At 64.9% G+C, this 21,299-nt stretch carries 11 protein-coding genes; 4 read left to right on the top strand and 7 right to left on the bottom strand.

All coding sequences use genetic code 11. The features are described 5' to 3' along the window. The first annotated feature begins 93 nt into the window (after window positions 1-93). A complete protein-coding gene (locus FIV42_RS22210) occupies window positions 94-987 on the top strand; it encodes a CAP domain-containing protein (RefSeq protein WP_141199822.1) in 894 nt (297 codons plus the stop codon). A gap of 199 nt (window positions 988-1,186) precedes the next feature. Beyond that, window positions 1,187-2,101: a hypothetical protein gene (locus FIV42_RS22205; protein ID WP_141199821.1), complete on the top strand. Its 915-nt coding sequence runs from the start codon at window positions 1,187-1,189 to the stop codon at window positions 2,099-2,101. 189 nt (window positions 2,102-2,290) lie between these two features. On the opposite strand, the gene FIV42_RS22200 is transcribed toward FIV42_RS22205, so the two are convergent. The 3 genes from FIV42_RS22200 to FIV42_RS22190 all read right to left on the bottom strand — a co-directional run bounded on the left by FIV42_RS22200 (window position 2,291) and on the right by FIV42_RS22190 (window position 11,177). Beyond that, window positions 2,291-3,556: an Lnb N-terminal periplasmic domain-containing protein gene (locus FIV42_RS22200; protein ID WP_168210859.1), complete on the bottom strand. Its 1,266-nt coding sequence runs from the start codon at window positions 3,554-3,556 to the stop codon at window positions 2,291-2,293. A gap of 1 nt (window position 3,557) precedes the next feature. Beyond that, complete coding sequence (locus FIV42_RS22195; protein ID WP_141199819.1) at window positions 3,558-6,785, bottom strand: outer membrane protein assembly factor; 3,228 nt, start codon at window positions 6,783-6,785, stop codon at window positions 3,558-3,560. Between the two features lie 93 nt (window positions 6,786-6,878). After that, window positions 6,879-11,177 carry a translocation/assembly module TamB domain-containing protein gene (locus FIV42_RS22190; RefSeq protein ID WP_141199818.1) on the bottom strand — a complete coding sequence of 1,433 codons (4,299 nt, stop codon included), beginning with the start codon at window positions 11,175-11,177 and terminating at the stop codon, window positions 6,879-6,881. Here FIV42_RS22190 and FIV42_RS22185 point away from each other — a divergent pair. Further along, a complete protein-coding gene (locus FIV42_RS22185; protein WP_168210858.1) occupies window positions 11,176-12,537 on the top strand; it encodes a metallophosphoesterase family protein in 1,362 nt (453 codons plus the stop codon). The two genes, FIV42_RS22190 and FIV42_RS22185, sit on opposite strands and share 2 nt — an antisense overlap. A gap of 316 nt (window positions 12,538-12,853) precedes the next feature. Then, window positions 12,854-14,257 carry a DUF7151 family protein gene (locus FIV42_RS22180; protein WP_141199816.1) on the top strand — a complete coding sequence of 468 codons (1,404 nt, stop codon included), beginning with the start codon at window positions 12,854-12,856 and terminating at the stop codon, window positions 14,255-14,257. Window positions 14,258-14,344: 87 nt separating this feature from the next. On the opposite strand, the gene FIV42_RS22175 is transcribed toward FIV42_RS22180, so the two are convergent. The 4 genes from FIV42_RS22175 to hflK form a co-directional block, all read right to left on the bottom strand. Further along, window positions 14,345-16,498 carry an ATP-binding response regulator gene (locus tag FIV42_RS22175; protein ID WP_168210857.1) on the bottom strand — a complete coding sequence of 718 codons (2,154 nt, stop codon included), beginning with the start codon at window positions 16,496-16,498 and terminating at the stop codon, window positions 14,345-14,347. Window positions 16,499-16,640: 142 nt separating this feature from the next. Continuing rightward, window positions 16,641-19,244, bottom strand: a complete 2,604-nt coding sequence (hrpB, locus tag FIV42_RS22170) for an ATP-dependent helicase HrpB (protein WP_141199814.1) — start codon at window positions 19,242-19,244, stop codon at window positions 16,641-16,643. 11 nt (window positions 19,245-19,255) lie between these two features. Then, window positions 19,256-20,206 (bottom strand): protease modulator HflC, encoded by a 951-nt coding sequence (gene hflC / locus FIV42_RS22165; RefSeq protein WP_141199813.1) that lies wholly within the window; start codon window positions 20,204-20,206, stop codon window positions 19,256-19,258. Continuing rightward, entirely contained in the window at window positions 20,203-21,231 is a 1,029-nt protein-coding gene (gene hflK / locus FIV42_RS22160) for an FtsH protease activity modulator HflK (protein WP_141199812.1), read from the bottom strand. Before hflK ends, hflC begins: the two co-directional genes overlap by 4 nt. Between the last annotated feature and the right edge of the window lie 68 nt (window positions 21,232-21,299).

The following is a 21,299-nucleotide window of genomic DNA, read 5'->3' as shown; positions in this document are numbered from 1 at the left end:
AAGCCTCGACCTCGCCTGGGGAATCCGCTACTCTCCTCGCCAGAAAGCAGAACCCCATTCCTGCACCCCAGAACTTGCCTTCACGGAGTACCGATGTCGATGCGCTTGGTCTTGAAACGATACCTGATTGCCCTGATGTGTTTGGCGTTCGTCGCCGCCGCATGTAGCGACGACGATGACAACGGCGGAGGCGGCGGCGGAGCACTGACCGACGCAAGCACCAGCGACACCGACCAGACGAGTGACGGCACGAGCAACACCGACGGCTCGACGAGCGACGCCGGTGCCGACGTCGAAGAAGACATCGAAGTCCCCGAGTGCGGCGAGGGCGAAGCCTACTGCGACTACGAATGCCGCGACATCTTGGCCTCGACCCAGCACTGCGGCGGTTGCGGGATGACCTGCCCGTCGTGGAACGCCACGTGCGACCAGGGCAACTGCATCTGCGACGACGACAGCTACACCTACTGCGACGGCTTTTGCGTCGACACGCAAGTCGACCGCGTCAACTGCGGCTCGTGCGGTAACACCTGCGCCGAGGGCGACGTCTGCAACGCCGGCGAGTGCAAGTCGATTCCGATGCGCGTAACCGAGGAGACCAACGCCGCTCGCTCGACGCCGACCGACTGCGGTCAGTACGGCACCATCGACGCGGTTGGCCCGCTCGTGCTCGACCCCGAGTTGAGCAAAGCCGCCCAGGCCCACGCCGAAGACATGGTCGCCAACAACTTCCTGGGTCACGAGGGTTCGGACGGCAGCGACTTCGCCGAGCGCATCCGCCGCACAAACTACACCGGCAACCCGGTCGGCGAGAACGTCGCCGGCGGCCAGCGCAGCTCCGAAGAGGTCGTGGCCGGCTGGGTCGACTCCGACGGACACTGCCGCAACATCATGAATGGCCAAGCCACCCGCATCGGCGTCGGGTACGCCGAGGGCAACAACAACACCCAGTACCCCACTTACTGGGTCCAGGTGTTCGGTAACTGATCACCTACCGCAAAGGGCGCGAAGGTCTTCTTCGCGCCCTTTGAAATGTGCCGCGCCTCTCGCTACACTTCCAAGCATTCTCGAACGTGAGGGGGACCGCTTGGAACACCACCGAAAGACAAACAACTCGCCTGGCTGCCTTCTTCTGTGTGTGCTTCTGCTGGGAGTCGGCGGTTGCGTCGACCGGCACGAGCCGGATGTGTTCTACGACCGAAAGCCTTCCGAAGCCTACACGTCTTCACAGTCGCTCGCCGTCGGAGCCACACTGCGCCTCGACGTCAAGCGGGTCATCGATCCCGAGTATGAGCTCCCTCGAAACGAGCCCACGCGCCTCGTCGGCGTGGAGAGTGACGATCCCGATGTCGTCGCAGCGCGCGGCGTCGACCTGGAGACGGGCAGCTTCCTCGTCCGCGCCAAACGTACGGGAACGACTGACGTCGAGATCAAGACGGCCGAGTACGGCACCATCGACATCGAGGTCAACGTGCGCGAGGCGGTCTCCGGCGCGCTCGGCGGAAGCTCGTGTGTCTCGGAATCGGCTCCGATCGTCGTCGGAGACGAGGTTCCACTCACCTACACGCTCCACGACGTCAAAGGGCGTCCGCTCATCGCGTCGGATATGAACCCGGTGCTGTCCGACCCGGAAGACGCTCTCGTGCCCCAATCGGAGACGACGGGGCGTCCCACCGACACCTGGGGCGAATTCAAACAGTATATCGCAGCAAAACCGGGCAACGTCTCGATCACGCTGGACGTCGCGCCCACCCCGCGGGTCCTCGAATTCGTCGAGCCCCAAGCTATCGACGAGAGCCGCCTGACGTTTCGCGATGGCAGTGACGGCGAGACCAAGTACGTCTTTCGAGGAGTCTCGAGCCTCAGCCTCGAGCACTTTGTCGACGGACAGAAGATCTGTTCGGAAGGGAGCGGCTACATCCGCCTGCACGACCTGTTGGGCGTCGAATTGTCGAACCAGACACCGGACGTCTGCAGCTTCGAGGAGACAAAACTGCGCATGCACGCCCCGGGGACCTGCACCGTCGAAGCCGTATCGCGGAACACCAACGGCGGCGAGGGCCTCACCGCCACGGCCACGATCGAGTTGGTCGAGGATTGAGACGCAGCGGCGACTACGCCGCATTCGGCAGCCCTTGTGTCCTTAAATGCCCATGTAGCAGGCGCCTCGAATTCTAAAGGCGTTGCTACATGGGCATTTTTTCGTTGCGGAGGCCTCGGTTCTTGTAGGCCTTTTACATAGGCAATTAAGGACATAGGGGCTGCGAGGCGTCGTTCCGCACAAGCGGAGTCACTCCTCAGAAGACCCGCCCCACACCCACCAAACGGCCCCGAAGCCGAGCAGAATCGGCAGCAGCATCAGCGCCGGCAGCAGGTTGTTCTGGTCGAACATCGGAAGCAGCTTGAGCGGCAGCATCGCCAGGCCCAGCGCCGCCAGCCCCGCCCACAGGAAGCGCAGCACATTCTCGACGCGCGTCGAGCCGAAGGCGAGCGCGACCCCCAAGGGCGCGGCCAGCAGGGTCAGCGGGTTGCCCAAAAAGAGGTTCTCATTGGCGTAGGTCACCTTGTGGTCGGTGATAGCCCACATGATGAAGAGCGCCAGGCCGGGAATCCCGACGACGAGTCCGATCAGCGCGTTGTAGAGGCCAAAGCCGATGCGCGCGACCTTGCTTCGGTTGTCGAAATACCACTTCCCCAACAGCACGGCCGTGCCGCCGAGCAACAGGCCGACGGCCAGCGCCCAGGGCCAGCGCGTAGGCGCTTTTTGCGGCACGCGCTCGCGGTCCGACTCGTAGTAGATCTCCTTTTCTACGACGAGCGGGACGACCTCGCCCTTCGAGTTCTTGTACTCGAGGTTCTCGACGGCCTCCTCGAGCTCTTCGGGCAGGAACATGTCGTCCCAGCGCTCGATGGGCTGGTCGATGTCGTCGTTCATTAAGAACATCAACAACATCTCCATCGGCGGGTTATGCGCCGAGTGGCGCCGGGTGTGGCCGCGGAAGGTCTGGTCGCTCGGGTGTGAGGTCGCCTCTTTGAGTTGGCCGTCGACGGCCTTGTCGATGGCGTCGCGGATCTTGGTCGAGCAGTTGTTGAAGTAGTGGTGGTACAGGTAGTCGCGGTTCTCCGGCAGCACGTCGTGGGCCAGCGCCTTGGCCATCTCCAGGCGGTCCTCCGGCTCTAGATTGAGTTCGAGGATGCGCACGTCGCGGTCCATATGCTTGTAGAACTCGTAGGTGCGATACACCGGCGCCTGGCCCACCCAGAACCACAGCCGCCCCATCGCGAATTTGACGAGCATATCGTCGCCGAACGAGAACATGCCGTAGTTATACAGCCGCGCCCGGTCGAGGCGCTCGTCCTCGACGACCAGCGCGGTGTGGCCGAACCAGGCGACGATCTCGTCGCCCGGACTAAACGTCACCAGCTTGATCGACAGATCTTCGGGCCGGCTCTCCCCGGTCACCCAAGGTGGCTGCGAGGCACTTGCTTGGGTCGAGAACAGCAATCCGGCAACAAAGACGAACACAAACGCAAATTTTCGCCAGTCGATCTTCATGTCAGAACGTGTATCCAAGATTGAAATGCAACTCCCCAAAGCTCTCGCCAGGCTTGCGGTCTAGCACCATGCCGTAGTCGAAGACCACCGGAATCTGGTCGACGATCAGGTAGCGGATGCCCAGCCCCGCCGCAGTGCGCACCTTCTCGAACGGGTTGCCGTCGGCGAACGCATCCTCGTAACAACTGACTCGTACGTCATTATTCTCGGCATCGCTGAAGCAGTCGGCAAGCAATCCGGCGTCGAAGAACACAGCGCCGTACAGATTAATCCCTCGAATCAGCGGGTAGCGAAGCTCGGCGTTGTAGTTGAGCAAGAACTCGCCGCCGGTGGGCTGCTCGTTGGCCAGGGGGCCCAGGGTGTTGTTGCCGAAGCCGCGCACGCTGCCCGCCCCGCCCAGACGAAAACGCTCGTCTTCGGTGACGAGGCGGTCGCGGCCGAAGAACGGCAGGATATGCCCGTAGCGCACGCCCTGGCCCAAGACGACGTCGTCGAGCAACTCCAGGTAGAAGTTCGTGGTGAGCACGAAGCGAAGGTACGAGTCCGAGATCGCCCCCTCGCCGCCCTGCACGAGCGTGGCGCCGCTGACGATGCCCGGCTGCAGCTGGATATAGTAACCCTCGTTGGGGTTGAGCGGGCTGTCGCGCCGGTCGAGGGTCAGCTCGGGCACCAGCTTTCCGGTGACGCGCCGCGGCGAGAAGATACGCTCACCGTCGATGGTCGGGTCGGCCGGCGTCCAAAGCGCCGCCTGCTTGCCCTCGATACCGAACGACAAAAAGAGCCGGTCGAGCACCTCGGTGAGATGCTTCCGCACCTCGAGGCGAAGCCCCCACTCCTCGCGCAGCACGTTGTCGGTACTCACGCCGAGCAGGTCGAGCATGTAGAACGGCGCGACCGTCAACGACAGCTTGTCGATGTCGGTCAGCCCTTTGAGAAAGCGCGGGTGGTTGTAGACGAGCTCGGCGCCCAACAGATAGTCGAGCTGCCCCGTCGGCTGCGACTGGCTGATGCCGGCGGTCTCGGTGCCCGCCTCGAACACCTGGTTGGCGTCGAAGGCGCCGATGAGGCGCGGCCGAAAGCGCTGGGCGCGCCCGAAGAAGTTGTCGTCGTTGTACTGCGTCTCGCCGGTGACCAGCAGACGCCGCGTGTCGCCGAGCAGGTCGCGTCCTTCGAAGCCGAACTTGAAGTCGAGGTAGCGGTTTCGACTCTCCTCGACGCTGATGAGAAGGGCTGCGGTGGCCTCGTCGGCGCTGCGCGACTGCTCGTCGAGGCCGATCGCCTCGATGGAGACCGAGTCGAAGACGCCCAGCGAGCGCATATTGCCCTGCCCTTCGAGCAACTTGCGCACGTCGAATGCGTCGCCGGTCTCGAGCGGCAGCTCCTGGTAAATCAGCGAGGTGCTCGTGTCGAAGTTGCCCTTGAGCAAGATCTCGCCGACACGCACAAACGGCCCCTCGACGATCTCGTGCTCGATGCGCACCTCCTCGGACTGCACGCCGCCGCCGAGCTTGCAGCCGGAGTCGCGGCGGATGCGTCGGCACACGCGGGTGCTCTGCGGCCCGTCGGTCCACTTACACAGCTCCTCCAGGTCTTCCAGCGTACTCGCCACGCAGCCAGAAGGCATGCGCGGCGCCTGACACTGCAGCTCTTCGCCCGTCATCGCCCGGCAACTCGTCTTCACGTCCGCCAGGGGATAACCGTACGAGGAGTAGAGCTGGACCAGCCGGGAGCGGTCGGCCTTGAGCTCGAGCGGCACAAAGGGTTGGCCGGCGCCGATCTCGATCTCCCTTTCGAGCAAGCCGTCGGTCAGCGTGCGGTTGCCTCGAAAGGTCACCCGCTTTGCCCGCGTGCGCTCTCCCTCGTCGATGTAGATATGAATGCGCAGCGCCTTTTGCTTGGGCCGCACCTCGAGCTCGAACCGCTCGACGATCGCCTGCATATAGCCTTTGGCGCGGTAGGCTTCCTCGAGCTTGAGCAGGTCGCCCAAGAGCTGCTCGGTCTGTAGATAACCGCCCTCGGCGAAGAGCCCGAAGCGACGCGTCCCGAAATTGGCGATCAGCTCTTCGCGGCTCACCTTGGCGTTGCCGTGCAGCACGATGCTGCGAATCTCGAGGCGAGGGCCGGCGTCGATGTCGAACTTGAGGACGCGATCGAGGCGGTCACGACGCACCTCGGTCCCGTCGACTTTGGCGAACGGATAACCTCGCGTCTCGTACAGTTGGCGAATGGCGCGCTCGGCGCGACGGATCTCTTCGGCGTCGACGTAGCCCGACTCGTAAAACGGAAGCTCCTCGCGAAGCTCGTCTGTGGAAAACTCGAGGTCTCCTGTGAAATTTAGCTTCCACTGGGGGCCTTCGGAGACATCGACCAACACGGTCACGCAGCCCTTGTCGGTGTTCTTCTTGACGGTGCGCCCGACAATACGTGCCTGGAAAAAGCCCAAGCTTCGGTAGTGGTCGATGAGCGCTTCTTGTCCCTCTTTGAACTCGCGGGTGGTAAACGTGGGCGCGAAGACCTCGAAGCGGCGCGTCAGAAGCGAGTGACTCGCCAAGAGCTTCTCGCGCGCCTCCTCGTAGGGCATCGAGCGCAGGCCTCGAATGCCGATATCGCAGATGCGGAGCTCTTTTCCCCTGGTGATGCGAAACGTGATGTCGACGAGGTGCTCTTCGCCCTCGACGGGCCGCACGAACATGCTGATTTCGGTGCCGAAAAAGCCTTCCTTCTCGAACTCGTTTCGCAGCGTGCGCAGCTGGGTGGTCGCCTTGGAGCGATCCTCGCGGTAGACCTGCCCCTGTCGAAAAATCAACAGCTTTCGCAGGTCCGACTCGAAGGGCGGGCCGTCGACGCCCACGAAGTCGACTTTGCGCACCAACACCGCCCCGTAGGCTTGAATGGTGAGCTCGATGCCTTCGCCGACCGGCTCGGTGGTCGACTCGATCTTGTCGAAGAAGCCGGTCTTGGCCAGACGCTCCTCGGCGCGGCGAAGCTTGTCGCGCGAGAACTTCATCCCCACGTACAACCCGGCGATATCGCGCAGCTTCTCGACCGACACCGGGTTGTCGCACAGGCTCAAATCACACGACAACTCGATGTCGTAGACGGTCTTCCCCTCGAGCGACTCGACTTGTTGCTCTGGGGACTCCTGCGCATGAGCGGAGCTGATTGAAAAGCCAAGACAGAGCCACACGCCCAGGAGGCAGAGCTTCCAGGTCTGGACACACAGGCGCACAGTCCTCCTGCCAGGGCTCGAAGCCCTGCCTCCGACAAGAGGCGACCTGTTTTGGTTGTCTCGGTGTTTCAAAGCGATTGGTTCCGTGCGCCCTCAGTCCAACGGCAGTCTATACTTCAGCTTGAGATCGAGCAGGAAATTATTCGTCTCGGCCTCGTAGCGCTCACCACTGAGCTCGGCGGACCAGCGGTCGGAGAGCTTGTACTCGAGTTGAGAGCGCTGCCCGCCGGCGGTCTCGGCCATGCCGGTGTCGAGCTGGAAATTCCAGCTCAGCCGACGCGTGAGCCGGTCGCCGATACGCACCTGGGTGCGCTCGACGCCGGGCATGATCGTGAATTCGCTGACCTTGACCACGTCCTGAATCTCCTTCTCGATGCGCCCCAACAGCGGGCCGAGCGCGATCTCCAAAGTCGGCCCACTCGCGCTCGAGGCGGTCAACTGGTCGACCGTACAGCCGGTGAGCAGCAGGCTCAGAATGTCGCGCTGGTCGGCGTACGGGTTGCTCTCGAACTGGATGTCGAGGTTGTCGGCCTGCCCCTGCAGGTTGAGGATGACGTGGTAGTACTGCTCCTCGTCGTCGTCGAGATCGCCCGACAGGGTCATGTCGGTCTGGAACTCCTCGGCGAACTGGTCCTCGCGACACCGGTTGCGGATATCGGCGCCGGCGACCACGTCGATCCAGGGGTTCGACGCCTCCCCGGTAAAGCGCACCGTGCCCGAGCGCACCTCGAACTCCTCGCCCTGGAAGCTGACCATCCCGTCGGCGACGTCGACGTCGCCGGTGACGTAGGGCTCGGCGAGCGTGTCCTGCAGGCGAAGGTCGATACGAAGCTCGAGATCGAGGCCCAGCCGATCGATCTGGTTGCGAATCTCGAAGCCGTCTCGGGCGCGCACGGCCAGGTCGAAGCGGATATCCTCGAGCTCGGGCATCTGGTCGAAGATGCTCGCCTCGTAGCGCTCGGTGCGCCGGTTGAATGCGCCGATGACCCGGCCGGTGACCTCCTGCTCGAACAGGCTGATATCGCGGTAGAAGTTGCCGTCGAGCACGTCGACGCTGCCGCTCACCAGCCAGGTCGACGGGTCGAAGACGTCGCGCGCCAGGAGCTTGACGTCGGTGTCGAAGGTCAGGTTGGCGGTCTCGGGCACGCGGAAGTTCATGTTGTGACTCCACGCGCTCAGCTCGAGGCGGCCCGGCTTTCGCCCCTCGAGGGCCAGCTCGCCGGTCAGGTTGAAGACGCCTCCCAACGCGCTGCCGCTGAGCGGCGTCTTCTCGGAGACGAAGATGCGGTTGTCGGCGAGCTGGACCTTGCCCGAGCCCACCCGAATCGGGTCGGAGAGCCCGCGAATCCCCACCTCGGCGTTGTCGAAGCTGAGCTCGCCGTCGGCGATGAGCGCGTCGGGCGCGCCGCGAAAGCTCGCGTCGACGCCGAGCACCCCGCGCGACTCGACGATCGCGGACGGAAAGACCTCCGGCAGCGCGCGGCGCAGCGTATTGAGCATCGCCAGATTCACTTGCCCGTCGACCTTGAGGTCGACCAGCAGCGGGTCGAGCACGATCGCCCCCTCGAGGCTCACGTACCGGTCGCCGGTGCCGATGGTCGCCTGCTGGATCTGGAAGACCTCGCCGTTGTTTAGTCCCAGGGCGAGGGGCCCGCGGTTTTTGATGGTGCGGCCCATCGTGCGTACCTCGAACTCGGTCAGGTAGGTGAGCACCTGGTAGCGCGAGAAGTCCTTTTCGACGAAGAGCTCGACCATGCCGGTCGCCTTCGCCTCATCGACCACCGAGCTGTCGCCCAGCTCGGCGACCGCGTCGGCCAGGTCGAGCTGCTCCATGCCGATGCGCGCGTAAAACGGCGACTTGTCGTCGAGCGGCACCTCGAGCTTGAGCGTGGCCAGGGGCAGCACTGCTCCGGACAGATAGACCGTGTCGTCGACCGTGTTGACCACCATCGCCACGTCGCCAAAGCTGCGGTCGCCCACGTGGAACTCGAACAGCTGCATGTCGCCGCCGATGTTGGGCTCGTCGACGGTGCCTTCGCCGTGCAGCGAGATGCGCGCGCGGCCCTGCGGACGCGCCGCCGCCGGTAAGAGCTGGAGCGGCCCCACCTGCGAGAAGCTGATGCCCCTGCCCGCAAGCTCGAACCCGTAGGCGCCGTCGAAGCCATAATGGCCGCTGGCGGTGAACATGCCCGCGCCGGCGGCGTCGATCTCGAAGCGATCGACGACGACCTTTTGGTCGCGCATGCCCCCCTCGAGGCGAACGTGAGGGATGGGCTGGTTGAGCACTCGCCCCTGCTCGATGGCCGCTTCGAGCGTGGCGTCGGGGTTCTGCAGGCTGCCGGTGAGCTCGCCCGAGGCGTCGAGGGTGCCCTGCACGGGCACGCCCAGGCCGGCGAGTTTGGCGACGGCGCTCAGGTCGACCGAGTCGGCCGAAAACGACAGGTTCGCCGGCTGCACGCGCCGAAGCGCGAAGACCGACGCCTCGTCGGAGTCGTCCGAAGCGCTCGAACCAGGCGGCGTGGGCAAGAGCAGGTCAATCCAGCCGTTGGCGGACGCGTTGCCGAGCGCCGTCGACACGTTCGCGTCGTGGATGGTGAGCCGGCCTCGGTCGAGCCCTACGCGCAGTCTCAGGTCGTCGGCGGCGACCGACGCGCCGGGCAGGCGAATCGGCGCGCGGCGATTGCGCACGTCGAGCGTCAGCGTCGGCGAGGCCAAGGGGCCGGCGACGCTCACGCGGGCGACGGCAGGTCCCTGGACGCCCTCGAGCCCGTAGTGCGAGGTCCACGCGCCCACGTCGTCGAGAAACGCCGAGAACTCGATGGGCCGCCCGTCGGGGCCGCGCTCGAAGACCATCTCCTCGTAGCCGAACCGGAAATCGTCGATGAGCACGGTGTCGGTGTCGAGGCGAAGCCGGGCGCGCGGGATGACCACGCGGTCCATGTCGACCCAGGTCGTCGCGCCCCTGTCGAGCACGGCCGTGTCGGCCGGGGCGAGCTCTCGGTTATTTCGCTGCAGCACCCAGTCCTCGGTGACCGTCACGTGGGCGAGCTTGGTGCTGGCGAAATCGCGCAGCGCATAGGCGTCGCGCGGCTTGGGCTCCTCGGGAAAGAGCGGCACGCCCCCTTCCACGGCGAACGCCCCGGACATCTGCCCGTCCAGAAACGGAAGGTCGACCTCGAAGTCGTTGAGCAGCGAGCGCGGGTTGACGCCCCGAAAGCGCCCCTCCCCGCCGTAGCGCACCGCGAACATGTTGAAGTAGGCCTGCGACACTTCGAGCGTGCCGCCGTGGACCTTCGCGCTCGCCTCGGTGATATCGATGGAGGCATTGGCCAGACCCAGCGTGGCGCGCACATCCTCGAAGTTGAGCCCGGCGGTCTCCACGTGGCTCGCGTACAACTGCGCGGCGCCGTCGATCTCGTTGAGGCTGCCTTTGGCCGCGATGCGAAACTCGGGCATCTCGAAGTGGACGTTGTCGTCCAAAAAGTACTGCGCCAGGGTGCTCGTGTACGGCACGCTCATGCGTCCGGTGGCGTCGTAGGTCATCACCGGCGCATCGGGCCCCTCCCCGCCGGGAAACGCCATCTGCCCTTCGGCCTCCACGTCGATCCCCTCGATGACAAACGCGACCTTGTCGACGTTGTAGCCGTCGTTGGCCCACCGCCAGTTGCGAATGCGGCCGTCCTCGACGCTGAACGTCCAGTCGCCCTGCTCCTCATCGAACCCGAAGATCTCGCGGCTGAACACGAAGTCGATCCGCGGAAGGTCGAGGCTGGGCACGTTCATCAACAACAGCTCGGGCTCCACCGAGATGGAGCCTTTGGGCAGGTCGATCTGCGGAATTTCGAAGCGAAAGTCGGGCGTGACGAAGGCGATTCTCGAGTCGACGATCTCGACGTCGGCCAGATCGATGGCCAGCCCGCTCCCTTCTTGCTCGGGCGGCTCGTCCTCCTGGTCGTCCAGATCGATGCCCAGCGCCTGCATCAGCCCGAAATTGCCCTCCTCGTCGAACTCCAAGCGCACGTCGGCGCCGCGCACGTCGATGTCGTCGAACTCGAGGCGCCTGGAGAGCAACACGAGCGGGTTGATGGAGGCGAAGATCTCGTCGGCGGCGATGACGGGACGCTCGTCGGGCGTCTCCATCTCGACGTCGTACAGGCGCACGTTGGTCAGCGTCGGGTCGACCACCAGCTCTTTGACGCGGTAATGGCCGCCCATCTGGGCGTGCAACGTCGAGGTGAGCGTCTCGAGAAACCAGCCGGAGTTGGCATACAGGTACACTGCAGCGTACAGTGTGACGACGAAGGCCGCAGGCACCAAAAAGATCAACGGGATCTTGATGTGGCTGCCCAGCACTTTGACGTCGATCTCGTCTGTGAGACCGCCCAGTTGCATGAAAAATAGCCCCGACAAAGAAGAAGCACCACGCGCCCTTGTGCGCCGACCCGACCGGCACACGCGAGCACTAGGTTTTATAGCACACTGCACCGACAGCGTTCAGTGCGCAATCTTTCCGTCGCTTAGACGTACTATCTGGCTGGGGTTATTCATCTTTGTCGGCATCTTTCTCGTCGCGTCGGCCGGCCTGCTGACCGGCTGCTCGGACGCCCAACTCGCCGGCACCGCCGAGCAGCGCGATCTGGGGCACACCGTGCTGCAGCGCGGCCTCGAGTTTCGGCTCTCGCCGGGCACGATCACCGGCGACACCGAAACCTCGGTCGAAGCGCGCGCCTCCGCCCCGCTGCCCACCTTCAGCCTGAGCAGCGGCCCGAGCGAGTTCGACTCGGTGTCGGTGACGCTGACCAACGTCCACCGCCATGCCCGCGTCCGCGTCGCCCAGATCACCGCACTCGACTCGGGCGAGATGCTCGGCTGCCCGACCAACGCCGAGAGGCTGCCGATCACCTGTGAGAGCGCCGAGACCGACCCGGCCTGCGCGGCGCCGACGCTCGAGCGACCCGAGACCCAGCGATCGGAGTTCGAGCTCGAGCTCAGCCAACCGAGCTGCACGCGCGTCAGCTACAACGTGGAGCTGTCTGGCCAACCCGACATGCCCGACCAGCCCGAAGTCCCCGACCAGCCCGAAATCCCCGACCAACAAGACGACGCTCCGGCGCCGCTTCGCTTCGCCGTGCTCGGGCGCACCGCCTCCCTCGACGAGCTTCGCCGCGCGCTCGATCGGGCGACCGCCGACGACCCCGACCTCGTGGTCCTCCTGGGCGACAACGCCGAAAACGCCAGCCTCAACGGGCTTCGCGAGCTCGAGCTCGTGCTCCGCCGTGCCGACTATCCGGCCGTGGTCATCCCCGGCGAAGGCGAAATCGTCGAGGGCTCGCGCCAGCCCTTTTTGGAGACCTTCGGCCCCTTCGACTACCGGTTCGGCCTCAAAGACGTCCATATGCTCGCCTTCTACTCCGCCGAGGGCGCGCTCGGCCAAGACGGCGCCACGCGCCTGCAGAGCACCCTGCAGCGATTGGGCACCGAACGCCCGCGCCTGCTCTTCACCCACACTCCGCCCATCGATCCGGTCGGCCCGCGCGACCAGGGCTTCGAGAGCCAAATCGAGGGCGCACGCACGCTATCCATCCTCACCGACGCCGGCGTCGACGCGTTGTTCGTCGGCCACATCAATGACGCCCACTCGGGCACCATCAACGGCGTGCAGACGCACCTGACCAGCGTCGAGCGCGCAGGCGAGTACCTGTGGGTGGAAGTCGACGCGGGCGAGGTCGACGTGGAACGCCGTAAGCTTTAAACGAGAGGAAAGAGAGGACCGAGGAGAGGGATTCAGCAAGAGGCCGTCGAGCTGGACCGGTGTCGAGGGCTTTCCAATGTTGCAAAAACGGCACAAAAACGCCCCGATAAAAACGATAAATCACCATTGAAACCGTTTTAGCAAATCTATAGGCTTCCGACCGCGTCTCACACAGTTCTGTTCCAACAATAAATACGTCCGCTCTACAGCGGGCTCTTGGGGGTCCACACCGAGGATGTGTCCACATGCGACACATGCTGAGGCGAATTGTATCGCCGGAGACGCCGAGCCCCGACGTTCGTACCACGAGGCATCAATGAAGTATCTCAAGCTAAGCTCGATCGCCGTTCTTGTCGTCTCCTGCGCCCTGTCGGCCACCGCCTGTAGCGGGGCTGACGGCGACCAGGGCGAAGCCGGACTTCCCCTCACCTCGCGCACATCGACCGTCGAGCCCGGCGACGAATGCGCCGCCGGCGGCATCCTCATCGAGATGGGTGTGGACACCGACGGCGACGGCGCCATCGGCGACGACGAAGTCACCGACACCACCACCGTGTGCCACGGCACAGACGGCGAAGATGGCGAAGACGGCGCTGCGGGTGCCGACGGCCAAGACGGCGCAGACGGCCAAGACGGTGCCGACGGCTCCAACTCGCTGGTCAACGTGACCGAAGAGGCCGCAGGCGACGAGTGCATCGCCGGCGGCTACAAGGTCGAGACCGGCCTGGACAACGGCGACGGCGACGAGACCGCCGACGACGGCGTGCTCGGCGCAGGCGAGGTCGACTCGACCACCTACGTGTGCAACGGCGCGGACGGTGCTGACGGTGCTGACGGCGCCGACGGGCAGGCCGGCCAGGACGGCGCGAACGGCGCCGACGGCTTCGACGCTCTCGTGTCGACCTCGGTCGAGGCAGCCGGAGCCAACTGCGCGAACGGCGGCACCAAGGTCGACAGCGGCCTCGACAACGGCGACGGCGGCGGCACCGCGCGCGACGGCGTGCTGCAGGCCGACGAGATCGACCAGACCGAGTACGTCTGCAACGGCGTCGACGGTCAAGACGGCCAGGACGGCACCAACGGCCAAGACGGTGCGGACGGCACCAACGGCCAAGACGGCGCTGACGCGCTGGTCCAGCAGAGCGCAGCCGGCGCGACCTGCCCCGACGGCGGCGTCAAGATCGAGAGCGGCACCGACGCCGACGGAGACGGCGTGCTCGACACAGGCGAGGTCAGCCACACCGAGTACGTGTGCAACGGCGCCAGTGGCTCCAGCTCGACGCTGGTCGACGCCAACGGCACCACGCTCGGCGACGTGCTCAGCGTCGGCCCCTGGGGCATCAATATCCGCACCTCCGGCGGCTACCTGGTCAGCCTCGACTGGAACGGCGTGCCCACTAACGAGCAACTATCGGTAACCTACAGCGGCAGCAGCTGCACCGGCACGCCCTACATCTTCTCGCTGCCCTACGACGGCACCCCCGAGCAACTGCTCGCCGACACTGCCGTCTACGTGCCGGCCAAAGGCTCGTACGTCTCGCCGACAGGCTCCGGCTCGGTGATCAGCGCCAGCGGACCGTACGCCTCGTACTACGATCCGGGCTCGAGCACCTGCACGAACGCCTCGTTCTCGGGTTACCAATGGACCGCCACCGCGGTCTCGACGGCCACTGTCGGCCTCGACCCGGCCGCCATTCAAGCGCCCGTAAGCATCCAATAACCCCTCGGATGCCCAGATCGAAAAAGGCGGCCCCACCACCGCGGGCCGCCTTCTTCCTTTCTTCCCCCTCCTCACCCTTCCTCCCCCTCAAACCCCAACCCCATCCACCTTCCCAAGCACACCCAACAACTCCGCTCGGTCGACCGGCTTCACCAGATAGTGATCCGCCCCCAGCGCAAACCCGCGCGAGCGCTCCGAAAGCATCGTGATCACGATCACCGGAATGTCGGCCAGCGACGGCTCCTCTTTGAGCCTCGCGAGCAACTCCCAGCCGTCCATCGACGGCATCATCACGTCGAGCGTGATCGCCGCCGGCTGCAATTGCTCGGCCAGCAACAACCCCTCGGCGCCGCTGGCGGCCAGCGCTACGTTGTAGCCCTCCTTCGAGAGCATGCGGCTCAACAGATTTCGCATCGCCCGGTCGTCGTCGATGACCAGAATCGTGTCGGCGTCGGTCTGCGCGTTCAGATAGGGGAGCTCGCCGGTCGCCCCCACGATGCCCACCATCTCCTGCGCGCCCACCATGTCCTGCGTATCCAGCGGCGACGTCTCGGAGCGCGCCTCGTCGCGCAAGTCCGCGCTCAACTCGACGGTGAACACACTGCCCTCGCCCTCGGTCGACTCCACCGAAATCGTGCCGCCGAGCAACGCGCAGAAATGACTGGTGATCGTCAGGCCCAAGCCGGTGCCGCCGAATTGGCGCGTGGTCGAGCTGTCGGCCTGGCTGAACGCCTCGAAGACCTCGTCGAGCTGCTCCGGGGTCATGCCGATGCCGGTGTCCTCGACGCGAAAGACGATGCGCTCCCCGTCGGAGGTCGTGCGCACGTCGAGTCGCACTTGGCCGTTCGAGGTGAACTTGCAGGCATTGCTCAACAGGTTGAACAAGATCTGGCGCACCTTGGTCAGATCCGAGTGGACGTGGTCGACCGACTCGCCCACGCCGACCTGCAGCGTATTGTCGTTCTTGTCGGCCAGGGGCTGCACGGTCGAGACGACGTCGTCGACGAGCTCGGCGACGTCGATACGCTCGACATGACGCTGCATTTTGCCCGCCTCGATCTTGGAGAGGTCGAGGATATCGTTGACCAGCGCGAGCAGATGCTTGCCGGCGGTGCGGATGCGCTGGACATCGGGCAAAAAGAGCGAACCGAACCCGCTCCCCGGCGCGTCCTCTTGGCGGGCAAACTCGATCTCCTCAGCGATCATCTCCGAGTAGCCGATGACGGCGTTGAGCGGAGTGCGAAGCTCGTGGCTCATATTGGCCAGAAAGGCGCTCTTCGCGCGGCTCGCCTCCAGGGCCTCGTCGCGCGCCTGACGCACCTTCTCCTCGGCGGCCTTGCGCCGGGAGATATCGCGCAGGATCAAGACGAGCTCGGCGTGCGAGTTGCTCTCCAACTCCCCGGCGGCCACCTCCATGGGAAATTGTCGCCCACAGTCGAGCTCGCCGACATGCTCGTCGGCGGCGATCGCCGGGCCCTGCGCGGTTTCCTGCAAGCGGTCGTAGGTGGGCATCAGGTCGGCCATCGCCCGGCCGGTGAACGCCTCGCGGTCCAACGCGAAGATGTCGGTGGCGGCCTCGTTGACCTGCACGACCCGCCCACTGCCGTCGACGGTGACCAGCCCGTCGGGCACCGTCTCGATGATGGCGCGCGTCTCTTGCTGGTTGCGCTGGGCGACGTCGACCAACCACTGCTGCAGGCCGTCTTTGAGGTAGACCACGCCGAAGATGACGATCGTCAGCCCGCAGACTTCGGCGAAGCGCATCACGATCTGCTGCCAGGGACTCAACTGCTGGACGAACTCGAATCCGGTGGCGTGCAATCCGAAGAAGGCGCCCAGCGCGCACAACGCCGCGCCCATCCAAAAGAGCGCCGAGCGCTTGCCGGCGAAGAGCAAGGCGAAGATGGGAAGCAGCGAGATCCAGCTAAACGACGGGGCGACGATGCCGCCGTTGACCCACGTCAGCCAGACGACCACGCCGAAGAGCGTGCCCACCAGATAGTTGCCGGCCACGGCCGGCTTTCCGGTCCATCGCAACAACATCGGCGAGACCAACAAGAGCAGCGCCGCGCCCAAGATCATCAGCGCGCGCGCGGCGTCCCCGACGAAGATCCAAGAGAGCAGCCCGACGATCGGCCCCCACATGGCGAGCACGAACACCGTCTTGACGGCCAGGCTGGCTCGACGGCGCTCGAAGCCGTCGAGATGCGGCGGGATAAAGTAGTCGACAGATTTCGCCAAAGCGCCTCCCTCGACCGCGCACGTCCCAGACGGCGCGGCAAACATGATAGGGCTCTACAGATGTTGAAAATCTGCGGACAGTATACCTATCTAGGGCGGCTCGGCGAATAAACTTCTTTCGGTGAGTAGCGCAGGCACCTGCCTACTTTGCGATCGGCTTCGCCGACAGCGGATCTTCGGGCCACGGATGCTTCGAATAGCGGGCGCGAAGCTCCTTTCGCACCTCCGGGTAGGTGTTCTCCCAGAACCCGGCCAGGTCGTCGGTGACCTGCTGGGGCCGGAAATTGGGAGCGAGCAGGTGCAGGAGAACCGGAATCTTGCCGCGGGCGACCGTCGGGGTGCGCGCGGTGCCGAACATCTCCTGGATGCGCACCTCCAAGACCGGCGGTTTGCCCGGCTCGTACTTGAGGTGGCGCGTCTTGCCCGACGGCACCGTCAGCGAGGCGGGGGCGTATTCGTCGAGCGCCGAGATCTGCTCGTGGTTCAGATACCCTTTGAGCGCGCCCTCCAGCCCGACGCGCTTGAGGTCGTCGAAGCTCCGCTTGCCCCAGCAGATCTGGCGCAAAATCTCGCGAAACCGGCCCTCTTCGCCGTCGGCGTCGAGGTCGGGAAATTCGAGCTCGGGCATCCACTCGCGCAGGCAGCGAAGCCGGTCGAGGAATTGCTCGGACTCTTTGGAGAGCGAGAACGCCTCGCTCAGGTTCTTCGAGGCCGCTTCGGCGAGCATGTCGGCGACGTCAGCAGGGTCGGCGTGCTCGTCGACCGAGACAACTGCTTCGGAGAGACGAAGCCCGTGGAAGAGCTCGCGCTCGACGGCCATCACGCGCTTGCGCTCGTCGTCGAAGTCAACCTCGACGCGCGTGGTGAAATGCTCGGGGAAGAGTTCCTCGAGCCATTCGCGCTTCATCGCGTTGGCCAGGCGAATGAGCCCGCGGCTCGACACCGCACCGGTCCCGCGCCCGCGAATCTGGCCGCCGATGCTCGCCGCGACCAGAAACTCCGCGTCGCGCACCACCGACTCCCAGGCCAGGGCCAACGGCTCGCCGCCGACCATCACGTATTTGCGCTCGCCGCCACGACTGATGCACACGCGGTCTGGGTAGCCCACGGCGAGGGCTTTCTGGGCGTCGACGCCGCCGCCTCGGCCGGTCTCTTCGTCGACGAGCAGGCGATGCAACTGGTCGCGCACCTGCTTGACCCTGCGGGCGCCGCCGGTGTGCACGCTCATGCCGAGGCTTCTGGCCGAGTGCGTGCGCCCGTGAGCCGCCTCGTCGAGCACCTCGACGCGCCTCAGCAAGTCCGACTCGCCGGTGGGCGCACCGTCGTCGACGTGGTTGACGAAATCACGCTCGCTCAGCACCGCCGCCATCCCCGCTACGGTGCGCAGGCAGCCTCGCCGGGCCCCTTCGATGAGCATGCGTCCCAGGCGAGGGTGGGCGGGCAAGTCGAGCATCTTCTGGCCCATGTCGGTCAGCCGAAACCCGTCGCGCTCTACGGCGCCCAGGTCGCGCAACAGGTCGACCGCGCGGTCGATGGCGTGGTCGGGCGGCGCCTCGAACCAGCCGAACTCCTTGGGATCGGCGCTGCTCCAGGCGATGACCTCCAAGATCGGCGCGGTGATGTCGACGCGCTGGATCTCGGGGGTGTCCTCCTCGGGCATGCGAAACTCGAAGGCGTGGGTCCACAGCCGAAGCGCCCGGCCCGGCCGCACGCGACCGGCGCGACCGGCGCGTTGGTCGGCTGAGGCCAGGCTCACGTGCGTCTTCTCGAGCTTGTCGAGGCCCGACTGCGGCGCCATGCGAAGCTGCTTGACCAGCCCCGAGTCGACCACCGCGGTCACGCCTTCGATGGTGAGCGAGGTCTCGGCGATATTGGTCGACACGATGACCTTTCGCCCCCCGCTCGACTCGATGGCCCGGTCTTGTTTCTGCGGCGGCAGCGCCCCGTACAGCGGCAAGACCTCGACGCCGTGGCTCTTGGCGGAAGGCTCGACCGCGTCGATCGTGCGGTGGATGGAGCCCGCGCCAGGCATGAACACGAGGATATCGCCGTCGTCCTCGTCGCCCAAGATCTGACTGACCGCGCGGGCGGCCTGCGTCTCGATAGGATCGTCGGATGGCTTGTCGAGGTACTCGATGTCGACCGGATAGGTTCGCCCCTCTGACTCGATGATCGGGCAGTCGAGGTAGTCGGCGATGGGGCCGGTCGTGATCGTCGCCGACATCACGATGACCTTGAGGTCGTCGCGCACCTGCTGGAGCTCGCGCAAAAATGCGACCGCCAGGTCGGTGTGGATGCTGCGCTCGTGGAATTCGTCGAGGATGACCGCGCCGACGCCCTCCAAAAACGGATCGGACTGCAGCCGACGGGTCAAAATCCCCTCGGTGATGATGGCGAGCTTGGTCTCGTCGGTCATGCGCCGGTCGAAGCGCACCTGATAGCCGACCTCGCCGCCCAAGCTCACTCCGCGCTCGTAGGCGATGCGCTTGGCCGTCGCCCGCGCGGCCACACGCCGCGGCTCGAGCACGAGGATGCGCCCGTCGCCGGCCAGGCCGGCGTCGAGCACCGCCGGCGGCACGCGGGTCGTCTTACCGGCGCCGGCGGGCGCCTGCAGAACGAGGCTGTTGTTGGTGTTCAACGAATCGACGATGTCGGGGATGACATCGTCGATAGGCAGGTGGGTTAAATTGGGCATCTTGGGAGGTTGTTCGGGGGCGGTGGCCATGCAGGGGCGTGGCGCCTGCATGGCTTACTCTTCTACTTCTTCCCTTCCGAATCCGTCATGAACTTCAAGAACTCGTTATCCGTCGACAGCAGCATCGTCGAGTCTTCGTCGATCACGCTCGGATAGGTCTCCATGCTGCGCAAAAACTGATAGAACTCGGGGTCTTGCTGGTAGGCCTCGGCATAGATGCGCGTGGCCTCGGCGTCGGATTTACCGCGGATCTCCTCGGCCTTTCGGAAGGCGCCCGACTCGATCTGCTGCAGCTCGCGCTCTTTGCGTCCGCGAATATTGGCCGCCTCGCCGCGCCCCTCGGAGCGATACCGTTCGGCGATGCGCTTTCGCTCGGCGATCATGCGCTGGTAGACGCTATTTCGCACGTCCTCGTTGTAATTGATCCGTCGAAAACGCACGTCCATGATCTCGATGCCCAAGTCCTGGGTGCGCTTGGAGGCGGACTCCAAGATCTCGGTCATGATCTCGGTGCGCGCCACGTTGACCTTATCGAGACCGGTCTGCTCCTCTTTGGCGAGCTCGGCGTCGACCAGCGGCTCGCGCTCTTCGGTCGAGGTGCGCACGATCTCGAGCAGGTTGTGGTTGGCCACCGCGTCGCGCGTCTCACCGTCGATGATATCGTCGAGGCGCGAGTGCGCGCCCTTCTCGTTACGGACACGCTGGTAGAACTTCAGCGGGTCGGTGATGCGCCAACGCGCATAGGTGTCGACCCACACAAAGCGCTTGTCCTTGGTGGGCACTTGGTTTTTGTAGCCGTTCCACTCCAAGAAGCGCTTGTCGAAGTAGTGGACCGTCTGCACGAAGGGCTTTTTGAAGTACAAGCCCGGCTCGGTGATCGTCTTGCCGACCGGTCGGCCGAACTGCGTGACGATCGCCTGCTGGGTCTCGTTGACCACGAACGCGGCCGACGAGGCGAGCCACAGGCCCAGAATCACGCCGAAAATTGCCAGAATCGTCAAAAACTTCTTCATTTCTTCGCCCCTCCCTGTCCGGGAAGATTGACGCCGCCTTCACCCATCGCCCCATTTCCCATGGGAAGCAGCGGCACGACGTTCGAGGTGTCGCCGTCGATGATCACCTTGCGCTTGGCTTTGGGGAGCACTTCGCCGAGCGTCTCGATGTAGATGCGTCGGCGGGTGACCTCGGGAGCCTTCTTGTACTCTTCGAGCAGGCTGTTGAAGCGCGCCGCCTCACCCTTGGCGCGGTTGACGCGGTTGACCGCGTAACCCTCGGCCTTCTGGATGGTGCGCTGAGCCTCACCGCGGGCGCTGGGCACGGCCTTGTTGTAGTCGGCCTTGGCCTCGTTGATGAGCTGCTCTCTTTGCTGCTGGGCCTGGTTGACCTCGTTGAACGACGGCTTGACCGGATCCGGCGGCGTGATGTCCTGCAAGATCACCTGATCGACGCGAATGCCGGTCTCGTATTGGTCGGCGAGCTTCTGCAGCTTTTGCTGGACGGCGTCGCCGATCTCGGTACGACCGACGGTCAACACCTCGTTGACGGTGCGGTCGCCGACCACCTCACGCATGACCGCCTCGTTCATGTGGCGGAAGGTGTCGCGCACGTGCCGCACCTCGAACAAAAACTTCTCCGGGTCGACGATGCGGTACTGCACGGTCCACTCGAGGTCGACCACGTTGAGGTCGCCGGTGAGCATGAGCGACTCGTCGGGGTAATCCTTCGACGAGTAGCGCGTGTCGACGCCGGCTTCGGCGGTGCGGAAGCCGAACTCCTCTTTGAGTTGCTTCTCGGTGGGCACCTTCTCGACCGTCTCGATGCCGTACGGAAGCTTGAAGTGCAGGCCCGGGCCGGTCTGGCGCACATACTCGCCCAGACGCATCACCATGCCGACGCTGTCCGCCTCCACCTGGAACCACGAGCCCCAGATACCGATGGCCGCCACCAAGAAGACGCCGATGCCGGCGACGAGCTTGGGGCGCAACTCGAACTCGGGCTTCTTATTCTTTAAATCGATTACTCTTTCTTCGAAATCCATATCCCTCTCCGCGCGCCGCGGGGTCGTGTACGAGTGTACGACGACGCATCATACCAGCGCGTCTGAAA

The organism is Persicimonas caeni, assembly GCF_006517175.1.
In the GTDB taxonomy this organism is placed as follows: domain Bacteria; phylum Myxococcota_A; class Bradymonadia; order Bradymonadales; family Bradymonadaceae; genus Persicimonas; species Persicimonas caeni.
This window is presented reverse-complemented; position numbering and strand designations above follow the sequence as displayed.